The organism is Streptomyces alanosinicus (genome assembly GCF_014650595.1).
Lineage (GTDB): Bacteria > Actinomycetota > Actinomycetes > Streptomycetales > Streptomycetaceae > Streptomyces > Streptomyces alanosinicus.
The window spans coordinates 145,415-166,159 of sequence record NZ_BMVG01000002.1 but is presented as its reverse complement, the minus strand read 5'-3'; the positions used below and the strand labels follow the sequence as shown (position 1 = coordinate 166,159).

Here is a 20,745-nt window from a genome sequence, read left to right as displayed (position 1 = left end):
ATGCCGTCACTTACGGCGTATGCCCGCTTCCTCGCCGTACTCGCCGAGGATGACCACGCTGAACGCGGCCTCCGCGAACACCTTGATGGCGCGCAGGGCGTTGCCCAGGGGGTGGTGATGGGGGCCGTCCGTCGCCGTGGCACCGGACGGGGGTCGGACAGGGACTGGTGAGATGGCTGCTGCGCTCATGTCTCCATGGTGGATCGCCGGGCACCGGAACCGCATCGGTCTGCAGAGCCAATCCCGGACGGCCGCGCGTAGGCCCCCGGGTGGACCGCGGCCCCTACTCCGGGGGCCCACACCCCCTAGGGGTCGGAAAGCCCGCACCCCCTTGGGGTCGGAAAAACCATTGGCTTCCGACCCATGTGCTCGCCTAAAATCTCCGCTCTTGCCCGCCTCCCGTACGGAGTGCCGCCGTCCGGACGGAAACCGGACGGCCCCAGTCATGTCATGCATGTCATGCGAGAGCAGATCCGGAGGCACCCCCTTGTCCGCGCCCGCCCACGAACCACTCGAAGACCCTCTCGGCGACCTCGACAACCCCCTGGCCCGAGAGCGTTCCCACCTCACCTCCTCCCGTGCCGCGCTGCGCGCCATGCGGGAGGACGTGGAGGCGCTGGACATCCGGGACGTCACCGCGAACTGGGTCAACGCCGAGGTGCTGAGCCGCCAGATCGACGAGCGGATCAAGGCGCTGGCCGACCTCAGCGACACCCCGCTGTTCTTCGGCCGGCTGGACTATCTGCACGCCCCGGGCGCGGACCGGGCCGAGGGCGCGGAGGGCGAGCGGTTCTACATCGGGCGGCGGCATGTCCACGACGCCGGCGGCGACCCCATGGTCATCGACTGGCGCGCGCCGGTCTCGCAGCCGTTCTACCGGGCGTCCAAGAAGGACCCGATGGACGTCGGACTGCGCCGCCGCTTCGGCTACACCGGCGGCGACCTGACCGCGTACGAGGACGAGCACCTGTCCGACCCGGAGGAGACCGCGAGGACCAGCAAGCTGCTCCAGCAGGAGATCGAGCGGCCCCGCGTCGGCCCCATGCGGGACATCGTCGCCACCATCCAGCCCGAGCAGGACGAGATCGTCCGCAGCGGGCTGGGCGGCACCGTGTGCGTGCAGGGAGGTCCCGGGACCGGGAAGACCGCCGTCGGCCTGCACCGGGTCGCCTATCTCCTCTACGCCCACCGGGAGCGGCTCGCCCGCACCGGCACGCTCGTCATCGGGCCGAACCGCTCCTTCCTGCACTACATCGAGCAGGTCCTGCCGGCGCTGGGCGAGTTGGCCGTGCAGCAGGCCACGGTGGACGACCTGGTGGCGCATGTGGAGGTGCGCGGCACGGACGAGGCGGCCGCGGCCGTGATCAAGGGCGGCGCCCGGATGGCCGAGGTGCTGCGCCGGGCCCTGTACTCCCATGTGACGCTGCCGACGGAGGGGGTCGTGGTGGTGCGCGGCTCCCGGCGCTGGCGGGTGCCGTCGTACGAACTGGAGGACACTGTCCGGGAGTTGCTGGAGCGGGACATCCGTTACGGCGCCGCCCGCGAGGCCCTGCCGCAGCGGATCGCGCACGCGGTGCTGGTGCAGATGGAGCGGTCCGGGGAGGCCCCGGACGACCGGGTGCAGGACGCCGTCGCCCGCAACAGCGCGGTGAAGGCGGCCGTGAAGGAGATCTGGCCGCCGGTGGACCCGGCCAAGCTGGTGCTGCGGCTGCTGACGGACGCCGGCTTCCTCGCCGAGCACGCCGCCGGGGTCCTGGACGAGGCGGAGCAGGCGACGGTCCTGTGGGCCAAGCCGGTGCGCAGCGTGAAGTCGGCCAAGTGGTCGGCGGCGGACGCGGTGCTGATCGACGAGGCGGCGGATCTGGTCCAGCGCACACACTCGCTCGGCCATGTCGTCCTCGACGAGGCGCAGGACCTCTCCCCCATGCAGTACCGGGCCGTGGGTCGTCGCTGCACCACCGGCAGCGCGACCGTCCTCGGCGACCTGGCGCAGGGCACGACGCCGTGGGCGACCCGCAGCTGGGACGAGGCGCTGGCCCATCTCGGCAAGCGCGAGGGTGTGATCGAGGAGCTGACGGCCGGTTTCCGCGTCCCCACGGACGTCATCACGTACGCCTCCCGTCTCCTCCCGCACATCGCGCCCGGCCTCACCCCGGTGGCCTCCGTCCGTGAGAACCCCGGCTTCTTCGAGGTCCGTACGATCACGGCAACGGCCGAAGTCGTCGCCGCCTGCGAGGAGTTGCTGCGCAACGAGGGCTCGACGGGCCTGATCGCTGCCGACGCCCGGATCCCGGCCCTGTCCGAGGCCCTGACGGCGGCGGGGATCGGCTACCTCGCCCCCGGCGAGGAGACCACCCGCGAGACCCGCCTCACCCTGGTCCCGGCGTCCCTCGCCAAGGGTCTGGAGTACGACTACGTGGTCCTGGACGAACCCCAGTCGGTGGTGGACGGCGAGCCGGACGAACGCACCGGCCTGCGCCGCCTGTACGTGTCCCTGACCCGCGCGGTGTCAGGCCTGATCGTGACGCACTCGGCCCCGGTACCGGCCCAGTTGGCGTGACGGCCTAGGGTGCTCTGCGGTTCCGTCGCGATCGCGGTTCCGTCACGTCCCCACGGGAAGGCCTCCGTTGAGCACTCCGCCCCCTCCGCACCCCATGTACCAGCAGAACCCCGGGCCCTACCCGCAGGCCCCGGGGGGTTATCAGCAGGCCCCGGGGCCGTATCAGCAGGGACCGGGGCCGGCTGCGTATCCGCAGGACCAGGCGGGCTACGCGCAGCCCTTCGGGGCGTATGCGCAGAGCCCCGCGGGTTACCCGCAGCCCTCCGCGCCGTACCAGCAGCTGCCGGGCGGCTACGGCCAGAATCCGTATCACCAGGGCCACGCCGTCCACCCGGCCGCACCCGGCTTCGGCTGCGAGGTGTGCGGAGCCTCGCCCGCCGAGCCGGTGACGATCCGCGGCCATCAGGGCATGGTGCTGATGATGCGGTTCCTGCGGCGGGAGGGCACCTTCTGCCGCACCTGTGCGCTCGCCGTGTTCCGCAAGATGCAGGCGGACACCCTCGCGCAGGGCTGGTGGGGTCCGATGTCGATGCTGATCACGCCCGTCACCCTGCTGGTCAACCTCTTCACCCTGGCCAAGATCCGCAAACTCCCGGCACCGACCGCCGCCCAGGGCCCCGGGCTGGACCCGGGCCGCCCGGTGTTCGGACGCGCCACCGGACTGGTGGGCCTCGTCCCGCTCACCGGCTTCGCACTCTTTGTGTTCGTCGTGATCGTCGGGATGATCGTCCGCTGACGACGTCGGCAGGAGACTGCCGGAAGGGGGCTAGCCGTCCAGCGTCCTCCGCCACTCGGCCACGGCCTCCTCGCGGACCGGCCCCTCCCACCCGGAGGGCCGCGCGGCTCCGCCGATGTGGAACGCGTCGATGCCGGCGCTGAGCAAGGGCCGAACGTGCTCCAGGCGGAGGCCGCCGCCGACGAGGAGGGTCTGGTCGTAGCCGGGCTCGCCGCGCCGGCCCACCTCCGCGACCAGCGTCGGCAGGCCGTCGTCCACGCCGGTGGCGGAGCCGGCGGTGAGGTAGGTGTCGAGGCCGGGCAGATCGGCGAGCTGCTTGCGCAGCGCGTCGCGGTCGGCGGCCCGGTCGATCGCCCGGTGGAACGTCCATGCGCAGCCGTCCAGCACGCCGGCCACCCGCTCCACCGCCGCGAGGTCCACCGCACCGTCCGCGTCGAGGAACCCGAGCACGAACTGGTCGGCGCCGGCCGCCCGCAGCTCCGCGGCCACCCCCACGAGCCGCTCCACGTCACCGGCCGCGAACCCGTCCGCGAGGCGGAGCATCACGCGCAGGTCGATGTCGACGGCGGCCCGGATCCCGGTGAAGACGGCCACCGACGGGGTCAGTCCGTCCGCCGCCATGTCGGTGACCAGCTCCAGGCGGTCCGCGCCTCCGGCCTGGGCGGCGACCGCGTCCTCGACGTCGAGCGCGATCACCTCCAGGACTGCACGCTTGCTCATGGCACCCCATTTCTCGGCGTTCTTCGGCGCGTACCGCCGGCGACTACAGGTCTAGTCCAATTCCAAGACTACGCCTGTACCGCGGCGCCCTTCACCCGAAGACGTTCGGTTCTCCCTCCCGCGCGCCGGCCGGCGGCAGAATGACCGCATGGCCGATCTCGACGACCTGCGTTCCCGCTGGCTGCGTGCCCTGCTCGCGGCACGGGACGACGACTCCTGCGCCCCGAACCCCCACCGGTACGCCGATGCCCTGCTGCGCCGCTGGCAGGAGCCGCAGCGCCGGTACCACACGGTCGAGCATCTGGCGGCGGTCCTCGACCACATCGACGTACTCCAGGAGTACGCGGACGACCCGGACGCCGTACGCCTGGCCGCCTGGTTCCATGACGCCGTCTATCTGCCCGAGCGGTCGACGAACGAGGAGCGCTCCGCCCGCCTCGCCGAACGCGCGCTGCCCGAGGCCGGGGTCTCGCAGGCCAGGACGGCCGAGGTGGCACGGCTGGTCCGGCTCACCGTCACCCATGACCCGGCCGACGACGACCGCGACGGCCAGGTGCTGTGCGATGCCGATCTGGCCATCCTGGCCGCGCCGCCGTCGGCGTACGCCGCCTACACCGCCGAGGTGCGCGAGGAGTACCACTTCGTACCGAACGACGCCTTCCGGGAGGGGCGTTCGGGGATCCTGCGGCAACTCCTCGGCCTGCCACGGCTGTTCCGCACCCCGTACGGACAGGAGCACTGGGAGGCCACCGCCCGCTACAACCTCTCGGCCGAGCTGGAAATGCTGTCGACCTGAGGAAAGGGGGCCTCTAGGGTTCGCCGCATGCGACTGACAAACGGGGATGACGTGATCGCGGCCGTGGCGGGCTGCACGGCGGCGCTGCGCACGGCAGCGGACCGGGACTGGCGGGCCGTGCGGGCCGGGCGGCTGGAGTGGGACTGCCACACCACCGCCGTCCATGTCGCCGACGACCTCATCGCCTACGCCGCCAACCTGGCCGGACGCGCACAGGACGCCTATCTCCCCTTCGAGCTGACCCTCGACGAGGACACCGACAACGCGGGCCTGCTGCACGTCGTCGAGACCACCGGCGCGCTGCTCGCCGCCACCGTCCGCACCGCCCCGTCCGACGCCCGCGCCTTCCACCCCTACCCCTTCCGCAGCGCCGACCGGTTCGGCTTCGCCGGGATGGGCATCGCCGAGGTGCTGCTGCACACCCATGACATCGCCGAGGGCCTGGGGATCGCGTACGAGCCGCCGGCCGACCTCGCCGCGGCCGTCCTGGCCAGCCTCTTCCCCCACGTCCAGCCCGGCGACGCCCCCTGGCCGACGCTGCTGTGGGCCACCGGCCGCGACGAGCCGCCCGGCCGCGCCCCGGTCACCGAGTGGCGCTGGAACAACAACCTCGTCATCCCCGCCGAGCGCTTCGACCTCGTCGGGATCCGCCCGGGCGCCGCCCACGAGCTGAGCCTGGGCGGCGACGGCGGCTTCGACTGGCTCGACGGTGGGCCGTACCAGGGCACCCGGGACGCCTCGTCCTTCCTGGTGAAGGCGTACGAAGCGGGCGTGCACCGGCCGGAGTTCGGGGTCTTCGCGCTGGTCCGGCACGAGGACGGCCGGGCGATCGGCGGCATAGGCTTCCACAGCGCCCCGGACGAGGACGGCCGGACGGAGATCGGCTACGACCTCGTCGAGGACGCCCGGGGACAGGGATATGCGACGGAGGCCGTACGGACGCTGGCGGAGTGGGCGCTGGCCCGGGACGACATCGCCTCGCTCTTCGCGACCGTCGAGCGGGACAACACCGCCTCCCAGGCCGTGCTCGGCCGGGCGGGGTTCGCCGAGGTGACCGCCGAGGGCGAGGCGGGCGGGGAACTGGCCTACGAACTGCGCCGCTGAGCACGCGCCTACGGCAGGACGGGCCTACGGCAGGGCCCGTCTACGGCAGGGCCCGTCTACGGCAGGGCCCGTCTACGGCAGGGCCCGTCTACGGCAGGGCCCGTCTACGGCAGGACGCGCACCTACGAACCGCGCCGCCGCGCGAGCCCCTTGCGCCGGCGCAGACCGGAGGCGTGCAGCAGCCGCACCACCTCGCGGCTGCCGACCTCCACCGCCCCGGCCGCCACCGCGTCCGCGTACCGGTGCGCCGGAAGGTCGTAGTGGTCGCGGTCGAAGGCGCGCCTCGGCACGTCCAGCTTCTCGGCGAACGCGTGCAGTTCGTCGTACGACACATCGCTCACCAGATGTGACCACAGCCGGCCGTGGCCGGGCCAGGCGGGCGGGTCGATGTACAGCGTCACGAGGAGGTCATTCCGCCGGTGGCCGGGCCCAGCGAACCCACCGCGGCGACCCGCACGCCCGCCTTGTGGCACACCCAGTGCGGATCGGGGCCCAGTTCGGGCTCCACGTCCAGCGCGTGCGGGTCGCCGGTGCCGCACACCGGGCACAGCGGCCAGCGGCCGTACCGGTCCAGCAGCGCGTCCTGGACGTCCTGGGCGACCAGCCCCGCGACATAGGCCGCGCCGTCCGGCCACTGCTCGACCCACCAGCGCCGCTCCGCGACCGAGTCCTCGACCAGCGAGATCACATCCGCCTCCGCCACCTCGCCTGCCACGAGATCGGCGAGCACCAGGGCTCGGGCGGCATGCAGGGCCTGCTCAAGGGGGCTGACGGGATCCATGGAACCCATTGTGCGCACTCTTGACCACAAGACCGAACCGAAAATATCTTTCATCTGTGACCCAGGACGTGAAGGAAACTTTCGGCAGTCCGGGCGGTTCCCTCGCCGCCAAGGTGCGCACGCTCGCCCCTTCCATGACCCGGTCCATGCAGCGCGTCGCCGAGGCCGTGGCGAACGACCCGGGCGGCTGCGCCGCCCTCACGGTCACCGGCCTCGCCGAGCTCACCGGCACCAGCGAGGCCACGGTCGTCCGCACCGCCCGGCTCCTCGGCTACCCCGGCTACCGCGATCTGCGGCTCGCCCTCGCCGGGCTCGCCGCGCAGCAGCAGTCGGGGCGTGCGCCCGCGATCACGACCGACATCGCGGTGGACGACCCCCTCGCCGATGTCGTCACCAAGCTGGCCTACGAGGAGCAGCAGACCCTCGCCGACACGGCCGCCGGACTCGACACGGGCCAGCTCGGCGCGGCCGTGGGCGCGCTGGCCGGCGCCCGGCGCACCGATGTGTACGGCGTCGGCGCGTCCGGGCTCGTCGCCCAGGACCTCGCGCAGAAGCTGCTGCGGATAGGGCTCATAGCCCAGGCACACAGCGATCCCCATCTCGCGGTGACCAACGCGGTGCAGCTGCGCTCGGGCGATGTGGCGATCGCCATCACCCACTCGGGCTCGACGGGGGACGTCATCGAGCCGCTGCGGGTCGCTTTCGAGCACGGGGCCACGACCGTGGCCATCACCGGCCGGCCGGACTCGCCGGTCACCCAGTACGCCGACCACGTACTGACCACGTCCACCTCACGGGAGAGCGAGCTGCGACCGGCCGCGATGTCCTCGCGGACGAGTCAACTGCTCGTGGTGGACTGCCTGTTCGTGGGAGTGGCCCAGCGTACGTACGAGACGGCGGCGCCCGCGCTGGCCGCCTCGTACGAGGCGCTGGCGCACCGGCATCGCACCAACCCCAGGTGAGTACCAGCACGCGAACCCGAACCTGAGAGAGCCGCCCCCCATGACCTCCCATGATCTGCGCAGTCAGTTGGCTTCCCTGACCACCGAGGCCTTCCGGCCCGAGCTCGCCGGCATCGACCGCCTGCCCACCCTCGACATCGCCCGGCTGATGAACCGCGAGGACGCCGGGGTGCCCACCTCCGTCGGCGCCCAGCTGCCCCGGATCGCCGCCGCGATCGACGCCATCGCCGAGCGGATGACGAGAGGCGGCCGGCTGATCTACGCCGGTGCCGGTACCGCCGGGCGGCTCGGGGTGCTGGACGCCTCCGAGTGCCCGCCCACCTTCAACACCGAGTCCGGGCAGGTCGTCGGCCTGATCGCGGGCGGACCCACGGCCATGGTCACATCGGTGGAGGGCGCCGAGGACTCCGGGGAACTGGCCCGCCAGGACCTGGACGGGCTGAAACTCGCCGCCGATGACACCGTTGTCGGCGTCTCCGCCTCCGGCCGCACCCCGTACGCGATCGGCGCCGTCGAACACGCCCGCGCCCTGGGCGCCCTGACCGTCGGTCTCGCCTGCAACGCGCACAGCGCGCTCGCGGCCGCCGCCGAGCACGGCATCGAGGTCGTGGTGGGGCCCGAGCTGATCACCGGGTCCACCCGGCTGAAGTCCGGTACGGCTCAGAAGCTGGTCCTGAACATGCTCTCGACGATCACGATGATCCGGCTCGGCAAGACCTACGGGAATCTGATGGTCGACGTACGGGCGTCGAACGACAAGCTCCGGGCCCGCTCCCGCCGGATCGTGTCCCTGGCCACCGGCGCCTCGGACGAGGAGATCGAGAAGGCGCTCACCGAGTGCGGCGGCGAGGTGAAGAACGCGATCCTCGCCCTTCTCGCCGACGTCGACGGCCCGACGGCCGCCCGCCTTCTGGAGGAGTCCGGCGGGCATCTGCGTGCCGCGCTGGCGCACGCGGCCCCCTGACCCGCACGCTCGGGGCGTGCGCAACGACCCCGCCTCCACCGCGGCCGCCGTCCTCACCCAGGTCGGCGGCCCGGCCAACGTCGTCTCCGTGGCCCACTGCATGACCCGTCTGCGCCTGTCCCTCGCCGACCCCTCGGCGGCGGACGAGGCGGGCCTGCGGGCCCTGCCCGCGGTACTGGGGCTGGTCGCCGACGGCACCGCCTGGCAGATCGTGCTCGGCCCCGGCGTGGTCGACACGGTCACCGCCGAGGTGACGGCCCGGATCACGGCCGAGGCTGCGGCACAGGCCACCACCGAGGTGACGACACGGGTCACCGCCGGGCCACTGGGCGACCGCCGCGCCGCGCCGCGGGAGGGGGCCGGGCTGCGGGACCGCGGTAGGCCGAAGGACGGCGCCGAGGCGCGGGACGGCGGAGAGCCCGTGGGCGGTGCCGAGCTGCGCGACGGCATCGGGCTGAAGGAGGAGCTGCGGCGGCGTAACGCCACCCCGGTCAAGGCCGCCCTGCGCCGGGTCGCGAACGTCTTCGTACCGCTCATCCCCGCGCTGATCGGCTGCGGCATCCTGTCCGGCGTCAACGGGCTGCTGCTGAACACCGGCCGACTGCCCGCCCTGACCCCGGCACTGTCCGCCGTCGCCGCCGCCTTCCTGGCCCTGATCGCGGTGTTCGTCGGCATCAACACGGCCAAGGAGTTCGGCGGCACCCCCGTCCTGGGCGGCGCGGTCGCCGCCGTCGTCGTCTACCCGGGCGTGGCGAAGGTGACCGTGTTCGGGACGCAGCTGGCGCCCGGCCAGGGCGGGGTGCTCGGCGCGCTCGCGGCGGCGCTGCTCGCGACCCGCGTGGAGAAGTGGGTCCGGGGCCGGGTGCCGGGCGCGCTGGACGTCCTGCTCACCCCCACGGTCACCGTCCTCGTCTCCGGCCTGGCGACGCTGTACGGCCTGATGTACGCGGCCGGCGCGGTGGCCACCGCGATCGGCGCGGCGGCCACCTGGCTGCTGGCCACCGCCGGGGCGGCCGCCGGCCTGCTCCTGGGCGGCCTGTTCCTGCCGCTGGTCATGCTGGGTCTGCACCAGGCCCTCATCCCCATCCACACCACCCTCATCGAGCAGCAGGGCTACACCGTCCTGCTGCCGCTGCTGGCCATGGCGGGCGCCGGCCAGGTCGGCGCGGCCCTCGCGGTGTACCTCCGGCTGCGCCACGACACCTCCTACGACGCCCTGCGCACGACGATCCGCTCGGCCCTCCCGGCCGGCCTGCTGGGCGTCGGCGAACCGCTGGTCTACGGCGTCTCCCTCCCCCTCGGCCGCCCCTTCCTGACGGCCTGCGCGGGCGGGGCGGCGGGCGGGGCGTTCGTCGGCTTCTTCGCGATGCTCGGCACCCGGGTGGGGGCGACGGCGATCGGCCCGTCGGGCTGGGCCCTCTTCCCGCTGCTGGCCGGGAACCGGGGCCCGGCGACGGCGGCGGCGATCTACGCGGGCGGGCTGCTGACCGGATACGCGGTCGGCTTCGCGGCGACCTACCTCTTCGGTTTCCCCCGCCGCTCCCGTGTGGCCGCACCCGCGTGACGTACCGCCCGACCGGTCGTTCCCCCGGGCATGATGAAGAAGCTCCTGGCCACCGCCGTTCTCACGGCGGCCGTCGCGGCCCTCGCCGCCCCCGCACACGCCGACGACCGCGAGATCGACTCCGATGCCGTGCGGTGCGCCGAGAACCTCACCGTGCTCCCCCTCCTCCAGCCCGCCTCACCGCTGTCCCTGGCCGCCGGCGCCCTCGCCGCCGTCCCCGTGTGCGGAGCGGGCAGCGCCCTGAACCAACTGCACGGCTGACGACACGACCTAGTGCCCCGGCAGGCAACGTTTGCCGGGCGTCGCGACGGGGCGAACGTTGCCTGTTGGGGCACTAGCGGTCGGCCGGGGCACGCCAGACGAGGGTGTAGCGCCAGAAGAGCCGCCGCCGCAGCCGCGCACCGGGCAGCAGCCGGCCCGCCGCACGGCCGATCTCGTCGAAGGTCATCTCCGGGTCACGGGTGGGAGCGGTCATGGCGACGGGCCGCCGCGAGGCGGCCCGCCCCCGGTTCCTCACCCACCCCGTGAGCGCGTTGAGCGGTACGGCGACCAGCCCCAGCGCGTGATCGCCGGTACTCGCCGCCCGGGCACACCCGACAACGACCAGCACTCCCCCCGGCGCGAGTTCCCGCCGGAGCCGGGTGAGGGTCTCGGCGAAGGGCAGGTGGTGCAGTACGGCGACACAGGTGATGACGTCGTAGGGGCCCGAGGGGATGCCGTGCGGGGCTTCGGCGAGGGTGTAGGTCACGGGGGCGGCGGGGCCGGTCAGCTCCCGGGCGCGGGCGAGGATCTCCGGATCCGAGTCCACCCCCCGGACCCGCTTCCCCCGCCCGGCCAGCACCCGCGCCAGCTCCCCGGACCCGCACCCCACGTCCAGCGCCCCGCCGAACCTGCGCGGCAGCTGCCGCAGCAGCCAGCGGTGATAGTGCGCGTTGTGGTCCCAGGGGTACGCGGCGTTGAAGCGGTTCAGAGCCTCGACCAGTCGCGGCGGCAGCACACTCATGCGTCCCTTCCTACCCGGACGCGCTACCGTCGGGCACCATGAACCACGCCCAGCTCGCCGCCCTCGGAAGGGCGCTTCGGCTGCTCGGGGAGCACGGGGAGGCGCTGGGCGCCGACACCCCGGACGCCCGGCTGCACGAGATCAAGGCCGATCTGCGCAGGGCGCTCGACCTGGTGGAGGAGAGCACCGGGAACAGCGCGCCCAGCACCCGCTGTCCGGAGCATCCGCACGGCCCCGTCGACGAGAGCGCGCCCGATCTGTGTCTGCTCTGCGAGACCCGGCGCCGGGCCGCCCGCCGCTCGGAGTTCCAGGGCCGGCCGAGTGCGGCCGAGCCGGCGGCCACCGCGCCGTCCCGTTACGGCGTCCGCGCCGACCGGCCCCAGCCGCAGCAGCGCTGGCTGCCGGAGTCGTGGACCGGGCAGGAGTGGCAGCTGTGCGGGACACCGCGCCGGGACCGGCGCGAGGCCGAGGCCTATCTCGCCGCCCAGCGGCGCGGTTCGCGGCCCGCGATGGCCTACCGGCTCGTGCATGAGTTCACCGACTACGAGGTGCTGCGGGTGTGGGGCACACCCGTGCACGTCGACATCGAGCCCATGGGCAATCTGTAGCCTCCCTCAGCCCAGCAGGGGCAAGGCCGGGAAGTCGTACCCCTCCCAGATGAGCCGGCTCCGCTCCTCCGGGTACGGTGCCTGCTCGGGCTCGGCGTCCAGGATCTGGACGAGGCGGGATCGCGGGTCGTAGGCCGGCCAGCCGGGGTCGCCGGTGCGGGCGAACCCGGTCCAGGCGCGCTGGAAGAAGGATGTGAGCCGCTCCGCCTCCGGCGTGGGTCTGCCGCCGGGGAAGAGCAGCGTGCCGAGGTCCGCGCCGTATGTGCCGAACAGCAGCGGGATGTCCAGGGCGTGGCAGGCGCCCAGCGCGCCGCCGCCGCTGTCGGGGGCCGACCAGGTCAGCTCATAGACATGGGCGCGGCCGCCGCCCGCGTGCTGGGCCTGGGCGAGACGCAGGCTCGGCATGGCGAACAGCCAGTCGGTCTGGACGCGTTCGAAGAGCTGCTCCGGGCCGGCGTCGGGGAACGCCGAGCGATAGGCCTTCTCGCCCGCCTCACCGCCCGGTGCGTACATCCGCAGGGTCGCCGTCGCCAGGTCGTCCGTGATCTTGCCCTGCAGGCCCGCCGCGACCAGGAACAGGCGGTACTCGTCGCGGTTGTGGCCGACGAGGAGGTCGATGTCGCGGGCCGCGCCGGAGGTGAGGGCCTGCCAGGGGGTGCACGGGAGGATCTCGCCGTCGACGACCGGGGCGAAGGGGACGGTGGTCGGCGCCACCTGGCCCCAACGGTCGGCGTGGCGGGCCATCTTGGTGCCCAGCGCCGCGCTCGCCTCGGTGAGCCGCTGTGGCGCCACCGCCGCCAGGCCGGCCGCGGTGGGCTCGCCGCCCGCCTCGGCCGCCAGCGCCGCCGCTATGTCCCGGGCCAGCTCGGCGGAGAAGAACGTGCCGGGCACGCTCTGCGCCACCGCGCGCCGGAACAGCCCCCGCGCCCTGGGCATCGCCAGCAGCGAGGCGACGGAGCCCGCGCCCGCCGATTCGCCGAAGACCGTGACCTGGGCGGGGTCGCCGCCGAACGCGGCGATGTTCTCCTGGACCCATTCCAGGGCCGCGACCTGGTCCAGCAGACCGCGGTTGGCCGGGGCGCCGTCCCAGAGGGCGAAACCCTCCATGCCCACGCGGTAGTTGAGGGTGACGAGCACGACATCGCCCGCGCGGGCGAGATGCTGTGCGTCATAGCCCGGCTGACCGCTGTGGCCCAGTTTGAACGCGCCGCCGTAGATCCACACCATCACCGGGCGGGCGGCGGAGGGGTCGGGGTCCGGGGTCCAGACGTTGACCGTGAGCCAGTCGTCGCCCTGTGGGAGGGGCAGTTGGGCCGCGCGGTCCACGAAGCCGTTCTCCTGCGGGGGCGGCGGCCCGAAGGCGTACGCCTCCCGGACGCCGTCCCAGGGGTGGGGCGGGCGCGGCGCCCGGAAGCGGTCCTCGCCCACCGGCGGCCCGGCGAAGGGGATGCCCCGGAACACCGACAGGCCCTGCTCGCGCAGGCCGCGCACCGCGCCGGAGGCGGTGCGCACCACGGGACCGTCGGGGTCCGGGGCGGTCTCGGACTCGTTCGTCGTCATTGCTCGCTCCTCGCTGCCCTCACTGCTTCATCAGGGGAACGCGCGAGGAGGATCACAAGTGCCCGCTCCCAGGCGTCAGCTGAGGGTCTTCACCGCGGCCGCGTCGTACGGCTTCAGCTCCTCGAAGCGGTCGGCGAGCACCTTGGCCGCCCACTGCGGGTCCTGCAGCAGCGCACGGCCGACGGCGACCATGTCGAACTCGTCGGCCTCCAGCCGGTCGAGGAGGTTGTCGATGCCCTGGACCGGGGAGCCCTCGCCCTTGAAGGCGTTGACGAAGTCGCCGTCGAGACCGACCGAGCCGACGGTGATGGTCTGCTTGCCGGTGAGCTTCTTCGTCCAGCCCGCCAGGTTCAGGTCCGAGTCCTCGAACTCCGGCACCCAGTAGCGGCGGGTGGAGGCGTGGAAGACGTCGACGCCGGCCGCGGCGAGCGGGGTCAGGATGGCCTCCAGCTCCTCGGGGGTCTCGGCGAGCCGGGCGGCGTAGTCCTGCTGCTTCCACTGCGAGTAGCGGAAGAGGATCGGGAACTCGGGGGAGACCGCCTCGCGGACCGCGGCGACGATCTCCGCGGAGAACTTCGTCCGGGCCACCGGGTCGCCGCCGTAGGCGTCGGTACGGCGGTTGGTGCCCGCCCACAGGAACTGGTCGAGGAGGTAGCCATGGGCGCCGTGCAGCTCCACGCCGTCGAAGCCGATGCGCTCGGCGGCGGCAGCGGCCTCGGCGAACGCGCCGATGACGGCGTCCAGGTCGGCCTGGGTCATGGCCTTGCCGGTGGTCTCGGCGCCCTCGGTGACCAGGCCGGACGGGCCCATCGCGGGGGCCTCGGGGAAGGGGGCGTCGCCGTCCTTGCGGACCATGCCGATGTGCCACAGCTGCGGGACGATGGTGCCGCCCGCCGCGTGCACGTCCTCGGCGACCTTCGCCCAGCCCGCCAGCTGCTCCTCGCCGTGGAAGCGCGGCACGCGGTCGCTCTGCCCGGCCGAGGTGTGGCCCACGTAGGTGCCCTCGGTGACGATCAGTCCGACGCCGGCGGCGGCGCGGCGCGCGTAGTACGAACGCACGTCCTCGCCGGGGACGCCGCCGGGGGAGAACATCCGGGTCATCGGCGCCATCACGATCCGGTTGGGGACGGTGAGGCCGTTGAGCGCGATCGGACGGGACAGTATCCGGGCCGCGCGGGAGGCGGAGGGGGTGGCGGTCACGTGGGGGGCTCCTCGTGAGTACGGTGCGGGCCGACCTGTTAACCGGCCGGTATGTGTGCACGCATTGTTGCAGCTTCTTAAGTAACCGCCTATGCGCGGCCTCACATTCCCGAACCCCGCACAGCCCTCATGTGACACCGGCCACAACAAGAAGAGGCCGCCCTGCCACATGGGCGGACGACCTCTTCCCTAGACCCTCACCGATACCTCAGCGGGACATGTCACCAGCTGTAGTAGCTGTGGGACATCCATCCGGTGACGCCGCTGTCGACGTCGTAGACCAGGTCCCACTGGCCGTCACCGGACACGTCCCGGTGCGCCAGGCGTTCGCCGGTGTAGCAGAGACCGAGCACCGTGCCGGAGGTGCTCGGGTTGGAGCGGATGCGGACACCGTCCCCGGTGCAGTGGCCGTAGACATCGTCGGCGTAGGCCGGCGTGGCCAGCGTCGCGCCACCGATGGCGGCGGCGACCGCGAGGCCGGTCAGTGCCATGCCGCGCTTCCCCCGTACTGCGAAGGACACACTTCCTCCTGGATGAGCCATGTGAAGCCACCTGAATGCGCCATATGAAGCCACATCAGATGATCTTGATCGGGAGGAACATAGCATGTTCATGATCTTCAAGGAGGGCGGCGGCTCACGCGGAAACGCCCTGGGGCGGCACCCCCGGCCAAAGGCCGGGGGTGCCGCCCCAGGTAAAGACTCGGATCAACCAGAGGTCGATCAGAAGTCCATGTCACCGCCCGGCATGCCGCCGCCGGCGGGCGCGGCGGCCTTCTCCGGCTTGTCGGCGATGACGGCCTCGGTGGTGAGGAACAGCGCGGCGATGGAGGCGGCGTTCTGCAGGGCGGAACGGGTCACCTTCGCCGGGTCGATGATGCCCTCGGCGATCATGTCGACGTACTCGCCGGTGGCGGCGTTCAGACCGTGACCGACGGTCAGGTTGCGCACCTTCTCCACGACGACGCCGCCCTCGAGACCACCGTTGACGGCGATCTGCTTCAGCGGGGCCTCCAGGGCGAGCTTCACGGCGTTGGCGCCGGTCGCCTCGTCACCCTCGAGCTCCAGCTTCTCGAAGACCTGGGAGGCCTGCAGCAGGGCCACGCCACCACCGGCGACGATGCCCTCCTCGACGGCCGCCTTCGCGTTGCGGACGGCGTCCTCGATGCGGTGCTTGCGCTCCTTGAGCTCCACCTCGGTGGCGGCGCCGGCCTTGATGACGGCCACGCCGCCGGCCAGCTTCGCGAGGCGCTCCTGGAGCTTCTCGCGGTCGTAGTCGGAGTCCGACTGCTCGATCTCGGCGCGGATCTGGTTCACCCGGCCCGCGACCTGCTCGGAGGAGCCGGCACCATCGACGATGGTGGTCTCGTCCTTGGTGATGACGACCTTGCGGGCGCGGCCCAGCAGGTCCAGGGAGGTGTTCTCGAGCTTGAGACCGACCTCCTCGGAGATGACCTCGCCGCCGGTGAGGATGGCGATGTCGTTCAGCATCGCCTTGCGGCGGTCGCCGAAGCCCGGGGCCTTGACGGCGACGGACTTGAAGGTGCCGCGGATCTTGTTGACGACCAGGGTCGACAGGGCCTCGCCCTCGACGTCCTCGGCGATGATCAGCAGCGCCTTGCCGGACTGCATGACCTTCTCCAGCAGCGGGAGCAGGTCCTTGACCGAGGAGATCTTGGAGTTGGCGATGAGGATGTACGGGTCCTCGAGCACCGCCTCCATGCGCTCCATGTCGGTCGCGAAGTAGGCGGAGATGTAGCCCTTGTCGAAGCGCATGCCCTCGGTGAGCTCAAGCTCCAGACCGAAGGTGTTGCTCTCCTCGACGGTGATGACGCCTTCCTTGCCGACCTTGTCCATGGCCTCGGCGATGAGCTCGCCGATCTGGGTGTCGGCGGCGGAGATGGACGCGGTGGAGGCGATCTGCTCCTTGGTCTCGACGTCCTTCGCCTGCTCCAGCAGGGCGGCGGAGACGGCCTCGACGGCCTTCTCGATACCGCGCTTCAGGGCCATCGGGTTGGCGCCGGCGGCGACGTTGCGCAGGCCTTCCTTGACCAGGGCCTGGGCGAGCACGGTCGCGGTGGTCGTACCGTCACCGGCGACGTCGTCCGTCTTCTTGGCGACTTCCTTGACCAGCTCGGCGCCGATCTTCTCGTACGGGTCCTCGAGCTCGATCTCCTTGGCGATGGAGACACCATCGTTGGTGATCGTGGGGGCGCCCCACTTCTTCTCGAGGACGACGTTGCGGCCCTTGGGGCCGAGCGTCACCTTCACGGCGTCCGCGAGCTGGTTCATGCCGCGCTCGAGGCCGCGCCGCGCCTCCTCGTCGAACGCGATGATCTTGGCCATGTGAAGTGGTCCCTCCAGGACTGGGGGTGATTCCTTCGGACCGCGCCCGCGCCCGCGACGGACGGCTCGCCGGCCTTGTGGTTCCTTGCCCCACGTGGCCCGCGGGCCTCACCGACCCGGTCCTTCTTTGTCACTCTCACCTTCAGAGTGCTAACGCCAATGATTAGCACTCGCCCCCTCCGAGTGCAAGCGACTCCGGGCGATCCGCGGGCGGCAGCGGCACCCGCCGCGCCGGGGCATGCCGAAGGGCCCGCACCCCAGGGGGTGCGGGCCCTTCGAAGACGAACAGAAGAACGTCGGTGTCAGTCGACGCGCGCTTCAGCCGATCGCCAGCTTGACCATGTCCGCCTGCGGGCCCTTCTGGCCCTGCGAGATCTCGAACTCGACCCGCTGACCCTCTTCCAGGGTGCGGTAACCGTCCATCTGGATCGCACTGTAGTGGACGAAAACATCCGCACCACCGTCGACCGCGATGAAGCCGTACCCCTTCTCCGCGTTGAACCACTTGACGGTGCCCTGAGCCATGCCTAACTCCCCTATTACTGGCCCTTGCACAGATCCACACTTCGCGGACCCGGGTCAGACCTCACCCCCTAATCGACGGGGGCGTGCGCCGGAACGCGTCGACCGCGGCTGAATGTATCTGTCCAACTGCCGTCTGCAACAGGTCAATCGGACGAGAATTCTGGACGGCAACGGTCCGGAATGTGGTGTGAATTCATCCGACTTCGGGGCAAGTCGGGCCACACAAACGTCACAAAAGCCGCATAAAACCCGTGCATTTTGGCTACTTCTTGTCGGGCTTGCGGGCATGAATCCGGGGCTCGCACCCCGAAGAGCGCGACCGGGTGCCCCAACTGTACCGCGCTCAATCACACAGAATTGCCCCCTCCGCTTCTCTCGCGGAGGAGGCAATTCGATGAACAATGCGTGACTGAAGTTACCCAAGGTAACGATCAGCCGCCGGCGACCGCCGGAATGATGGAGACACCGGCGCCGTCCGGGGTCGCGGTCTCCAGGCCCTGCTCGAAGCGGACGTCGTCGTCATTGACGTAGACATTGACGAACCGGCGCAGCTTGCCCTGGTCGTCCAGGACGCGGGCGGCGATCCCGGTGTGGTTCTTCTCCAGGTCCTCGATGACCTGGGCGAGGGTCGCACCCTCGGCGGCGACCTCGGCCTGCCCGCCGGTGTAGGTGCGCAGGATGGTCGGGATGCGGACGGTGACGCTCATGCGGTGAGACCAGCCTCTCGGAAGGAGTCCAGGGTCGGGCGGATGGTGGCGGTGAGACCGGTGCCGGCCACCGCGTCGAGGGTCTTCAGGCCGTCGCCGGTGTTGAGGACGACCGTGGTCTTCGTGGGGTCCAGGACGCCGTCCTTGATCAGCTTGCGGGTGACGCCGACGGTCACCCCGCCCGCCGTCTCCGCGAAGATGCCCTCGGTGCGGGCCAGCAGCTTGATGGCGTCGACGATCTCCTCGTCCGTGACGTCCTCCACGGCGCCGCCGGTGCGGCGCGCGATGTCCAGGACGTAGGGGCCATCGGCCGGGTTGCCGATGGCGAGGGACTTGGCGATGGTGTCCGGCTTCTGGGGCCGTACGACGTCGTGCCCGGCCTTGAAGGCGGCCGACACCGGCGAGCAGCCCTCGGCCTGCGCACCGAAGATCTTGTACGGCCGGTCCTCGACCAGACCCAGCGCGATCAGCTCCTTCAGACCCTTGTCGATCTTGGTGAGCTGGGAGCCGGAGGCGATCGGGATCACGATCTGGTCGGGCAGCCGCCAGCCGAGCTGCTCGCAGATCTCGTACGCGAGGGTCTTGGAGCCCTCCGCGTAGTACGGCCGCAGGTTGACGTTGACAAAGCCCCAGCCCTCGCCGGCCGGGTCACCGATCAGCTCGGAGCAGAAACGGTTCACGTCGTCGTAGTTGCCCTCGATACCGACCAGTTCGCCGCCGTAGACCGCGGCCATGACGACCTTGCCCTGCTCCAGGTCGTGCGGGATGAACACGCAGGAGCGGAAGCCGGCGCGGGCCGCGGCGGCGCCGACGGCGCCCGCGAGGTTGCCGGTCGAGGAGCAGGACAGGGTGGTGAAGCCGAAGGCGCGGGCGGCCTCCAGGGCCTGGGCGACCACGCGGTCCTTGAAGGAGTGCGTCGGGTTGCCGGAGTCGTCCTTCACATACAGGCCGCCGGTGACGCCGAGTTCGGCGGCGAGGTGGTCGGCCTTGACGAGCTTGGTCCAGCCCGGGTTCAGGTTCGGCTTGCCGGCCACGTCGGCGGGGACGGGCAGCAGCGGGGCGTAGCGCCAGATGTTCGCCGGGCCGGCCTCGATGCGGCGGCGCAGCTCTTCGGTGTCGTGGCCGGAGAAGTCGTAGGCGATCTCCAGCGGGCCGAAACACTCCTCGCAGGCGAAGACCGGGCCGAGCGGGACGCGGTGACCGCACTCGCGGCAGCTCAGCGCCGCGGCGGGACCGAGGTCGACGGTGGAATCGCTGGAGTTTGCAACTGTCTGCACAGCCATGGAGGCGAGGCCCTTTCTCCTCATCTTCCTCATGACGCATCTCGCCATGAGACGGATTTGGCACCTTCCCTAGCCGGGAGCCTCGCGGAGCGATCGCTGCGGATCTGCGAGTGCCGGCTGGAGGGTTGCCGGGGCTTCATCGGGCCGTGTCCCTCTGCCCCTCTGGATGAGCGGTATTCGGTTGTGAACGCTTCAGAACCTCCGACATGCGATGGTCATCGGCGTTGTTCAAGACTGTAACCGACGGCCGGGAGAGTTGAGATAGTCGTCCGCACCGCGAGATGGATCACTCGCTCGCCCCCCTGTGATCACGAACAGTGAGGAGCCGCAGACCGTGTTGGAAGAAGTCGAGCGCTGGCTGGCCACCCGCTCCTGGTCCGTGGCCGATCGCCCGCTCCACCGGATCCTGTCCGCCAAGCAGCGCACGGGCCGGACGATCAGCGTCGTACTGCCCGCGCTCAACGAGGAGGAGACGGTCGGCGACATCGTCGCGGTCGTCCGTCACGACCTCGTGGAACAGGTCCCCCTCGTCGACGAGATCGTCGTCGTCGACTCGGGCTCCACCGACCGCACCTCCGAGGTCGCCGCCGCCGCGGGCGCCCGGGTCGTTCACCGCGACGAGATCCTCCCGCGCATTCCCGCCGTCCCCGGAAAGGGTGAGGTGCTGTGGCGCTCCCTGCTGGTGACCAGCGGGGACATCCTCTGTTTCGTCGACGCCGACCTCAAGGAGTTCTCCTCCGACTTCGTCTCCGGGATCGTCGGCCCGCTGCTCACCGAGCCGGGCGTCGATCTGGTCAAGGCCATGTACGACCGTCCGCTCGGCACGGCGCCGGGGCAGGGCGGCCGGGTCACCGAGCTGATGGCCCGCCCGCTGCTGAATCTGCACTGGCCGCAGCTGGCCGGATTCGTCCAGCCGCTGGGCGGCGAGTACGCGGCCCGCCGCGGCCTGCTGGAACAGCTCCCCTTCCCCGTCGGCTACGGCGTGGAGCTGGGCATGCTCGTGGACGCGGTGCATCTGGTGGGCCTGGACGCGCTGGCCCAGGTCGATGTCGGGGTCCGCAAACACCGCCACCAGGACGGACAGGCGCTGGGCCGGATGGCCGCGGCGATCTACCGCACGGCCCAGCTCCGGCTGGCCCGCGGCCACCTGGTCCGCCCCGCGCTGACCCAGTTCGAACGGGGCGAGGACGGCTTCGAACCGCACACCTACTCGCTGGACACCGAGGAGCGGCCGCCGATGGCGGAGATCTCGGAGTACGCCGAACACAAGGTGGCGTGAACCGGTCGTATACGTCCACGCACGCCACCCGGTCCGTACGTTTGAGCG

Annotated in this window: 22 protein-coding genes and 1 riboswitch; of the genes, 10 read left to right on the top strand and 12 right to left on the bottom strand. The window is 71.6% G+C overall.

Annotation, left to right across the window (positions count from 1 at the left end; translation table 11 throughout):
- Nucleotides 1-6: 6 nt before the first annotated feature.
- On the bottom strand, nucleotides 7-189 hold the full coding sequence (locus IE277_RS07060) for a hypothetical protein (RefSeq protein ID WP_189949572.1): 183 nt from the start codon (nucleotides 187-189) through the stop codon (nucleotides 7-9).
- Between the two features lie 298 nt (nucleotides 190-487).
- On the opposite strand from IE277_RS07060, the gene IE277_RS07055 reads away from it, so the two are divergent.
- Both IE277_RS07055 and IE277_RS07050 read left to right on the top strand, forming a co-directional pair.
- Nucleotides 488-2,560, top strand: a complete 2,073-nt coding sequence (locus IE277_RS07055) for a HelD family protein (RefSeq protein WP_189949570.1) — start codon at nucleotides 488-490, stop codon at nucleotides 2,558-2,560.
- Between the two features lie 67 nt (nucleotides 2,561-2,627).
- Nucleotides 2,628-3,296: a hypothetical protein gene (locus IE277_RS07050; RefSeq protein WP_189949569.1), complete on the top strand. Its 669-nt coding sequence runs from the start codon at nucleotides 2,628-2,630 to the stop codon at nucleotides 3,294-3,296.
- Nucleotides 3,297-3,326: 30 nt separating this feature from the next.
- Here IE277_RS07050 and IE277_RS07045 read toward each other — a convergent pair whose 3' ends face one another.
- Nucleotides 3,327-4,016 carry a copper homeostasis protein CutC gene (locus tag IE277_RS07045; RefSeq protein ID WP_189949567.1) on the bottom strand — a complete coding sequence of 230 codons (690 nt, stop codon included), beginning with the start codon at nucleotides 4,014-4,016 and terminating at the stop codon, nucleotides 3,327-3,329.
- A 148-nt stretch (nucleotides 4,017-4,164) separates the two neighbouring features.
- Here IE277_RS07045 and IE277_RS07040 point away from each other — a divergent pair, with 148 nt between their 5' ends.
- Nucleotides 4,165-4,812, top strand: a complete 648-nt coding sequence (locus IE277_RS07040) for an HD domain-containing protein (RefSeq protein ID WP_189949565.1) — start codon at nucleotides 4,165-4,167, stop codon at nucleotides 4,810-4,812.
- Between the two features lie 27 nt (nucleotides 4,813-4,839).
- Complete coding sequence (locus tag IE277_RS07035) at nucleotides 4,840-5,916, top strand: GNAT family N-acetyltransferase (RefSeq protein ID WP_229880878.1); 1,077 nt, start codon at nucleotides 4,840-4,842, stop codon at nucleotides 5,914-5,916.
- 122 nt (nucleotides 5,917-6,038) lie between these two features.
- On the opposite strand, the gene IE277_RS07030 is transcribed toward IE277_RS07035, so the two are convergent.
- Nucleotides 6,039-6,317 carry a DUF4031 domain-containing protein gene (locus tag IE277_RS07030; protein ID WP_189949562.1) on the bottom strand — a complete coding sequence of 93 codons (279 nt, stop codon included), beginning with the start codon at nucleotides 6,315-6,317 and terminating at the stop codon, nucleotides 6,039-6,041.
- Nucleotides 6,314-6,697, bottom strand: a complete 384-nt coding sequence (locus IE277_RS07025; RefSeq protein ID WP_189949561.1) for a DUF8819 family protein — start codon at nucleotides 6,695-6,697, stop codon at nucleotides 6,314-6,316. The genes IE277_RS07030 and IE277_RS07025 overlap by 4 nt, the downstream gene beginning before the upstream one ends.
- A 56-nt stretch (nucleotides 6,698-6,753) precedes the next feature.
- On the opposite strand from IE277_RS07025, the gene IE277_RS07020 reads away from it, so the two are divergent.
- Genes IE277_RS07020 through IE277_RS07005 form a run of 4 tightly spaced genes read left to right on the top strand, consistent with a single transcriptional unit; the run spans nucleotide 6,754 to nucleotide 10,448 of the window.
- Nucleotides 6,754-7,659, top strand: coding sequence for a MurR/RpiR family transcriptional regulator (locus IE277_RS07020; protein WP_189949559.1), 906 nt, complete (start codon nucleotides 6,754-6,756; stop codon nucleotides 7,657-7,659).
- 40 nt (nucleotides 7,660-7,699) lie between these two features.
- Nucleotides 7,700-8,623, top strand: a complete 924-nt coding sequence (gene murQ / locus IE277_RS07015) for an N-acetylmuramic acid 6-phosphate etherase (RefSeq protein WP_189949557.1) — start codon at nucleotides 7,700-7,702, stop codon at nucleotides 8,621-8,623.
- A 16-nt stretch (nucleotides 8,624-8,639) separates the two neighbouring features.
- On the top strand, nucleotides 8,640-10,187 hold the full coding sequence (locus IE277_RS07010; RefSeq protein ID WP_189949554.1) for a PTS transporter subunit EIIC: 1,548 nt from the start codon (nucleotides 8,640-8,642) through the stop codon (nucleotides 10,185-10,187).
- Nucleotides 10,188-10,217: 30 nt separating this feature from the next.
- Nucleotides 10,218-10,448 carry a hypothetical protein gene (locus IE277_RS07005; protein WP_189949552.1) on the top strand — a complete coding sequence of 77 codons (231 nt, stop codon included), beginning with the start codon at nucleotides 10,218-10,220 and terminating at the stop codon, nucleotides 10,446-10,448.
- A gap of 73 nt (nucleotides 10,449-10,521) precedes the next feature.
- Here the strand turns inward: IE277_RS07005 and IE277_RS07000 are convergent, their stop codons facing one another.
- Entirely contained in the window at nucleotides 10,522-11,190 is a 669-nt protein-coding gene (locus IE277_RS07000) for a class I SAM-dependent methyltransferase (RefSeq protein WP_189949550.1), read from the bottom strand.
- A 38-nt stretch (nucleotides 11,191-11,228) separates the two neighbouring features.
- Here IE277_RS07000 and IE277_RS06995 point away from each other — a divergent pair, with 38 nt between their 5' ends.
- Nucleotides 11,229-11,798 (top strand): hypothetical protein, encoded by a 570-nt coding sequence (locus tag IE277_RS06995; RefSeq protein WP_189949548.1) that lies wholly within the window; start codon nucleotides 11,229-11,231, stop codon nucleotides 11,796-11,798.
- A gap of 6 nt (nucleotides 11,799-11,804) precedes the next feature.
- Here the strand turns inward: IE277_RS06995 and IE277_RS06990 are convergent, their stop codons facing one another.
- The 7 genes from IE277_RS06990 to thrC form a co-directional block, all read right to left on the bottom strand.
- A complete protein-coding gene (locus IE277_RS06990; RefSeq protein ID WP_189949547.1) occupies nucleotides 11,805-13,358 on the bottom strand; it encodes a carboxylesterase/lipase family protein in 1,554 nt (517 codons plus the stop codon).
- Nucleotides 13,359-13,433: 75 nt separating this feature from the next.
- Nucleotides 13,434-14,558: an NADH:flavin oxidoreductase gene (locus IE277_RS06985; RefSeq protein WP_189949545.1), complete on the bottom strand. Its 1,125-nt coding sequence runs from the start codon at nucleotides 14,556-14,558 to the stop codon at nucleotides 13,434-13,436.
- A 221-nt stretch (nucleotides 14,559-14,779) separates the two neighbouring features.
- Nucleotides 14,780-15,079 (bottom strand): SH3 domain-containing protein, encoded by a 300-nt coding sequence (locus tag IE277_RS06980; RefSeq protein WP_189949543.1) that lies wholly within the window; start codon nucleotides 15,077-15,079, stop codon nucleotides 14,780-14,782.
- A gap of 201 nt (nucleotides 15,080-15,280) precedes the next feature.
- A complete protein-coding gene (gene groL / locus IE277_RS06975) occupies nucleotides 15,281-16,903 on the bottom strand; it encodes a chaperonin GroEL (protein WP_189949540.1) in 1,623 nt (540 codons plus the stop codon).
- A gap of 318 nt (nucleotides 16,904-17,221) precedes the next feature.
- On the bottom strand, nucleotides 17,222-17,428 hold the full coding sequence (locus IE277_RS06970; protein WP_189949539.1) for a cold-shock protein: 207 nt from the start codon (nucleotides 17,426-17,428) through the stop codon (nucleotides 17,222-17,224).
- Nucleotides 17,429-17,859: 431 nt separating this feature from the next.
- On the bottom strand, nucleotides 17,860-18,135 hold the full coding sequence (locus tag IE277_RS06965) for a MoaD/ThiS family protein (protein WP_071372534.1): 276 nt from the start codon (nucleotides 18,133-18,135) through the stop codon (nucleotides 17,860-17,862).
- A complete protein-coding gene (gene thrC, locus IE277_RS06960) occupies nucleotides 18,132-19,418 on the bottom strand; it encodes a threonine synthase (RefSeq protein WP_189949537.1) in 1,287 nt (428 codons plus the stop codon). Before thrC ends, IE277_RS06965 begins: the two co-directional genes overlap by 4 nt.
- Before the next feature lie 17 nt (nucleotides 19,419-19,435).
- A riboswitch (SAM riboswitch) is annotated at nucleotides 19,436-19,591 on the bottom strand.
- Nucleotides 19,592-19,752: 161 nt separating this feature from the next.
- On the opposite strand from thrC, the gene IE277_RS06955 reads away from it, so the two are divergent.
- Nucleotides 19,753-20,697, top strand: coding sequence for a glucosyl-3-phosphoglycerate synthase (locus IE277_RS06955; protein WP_189949535.1), 945 nt, complete (start codon nucleotides 19,753-19,755; stop codon nucleotides 20,695-20,697).
- The last annotated feature ends 48 nt before the right edge of the window (nucleotides 20,698-20,745 follow it).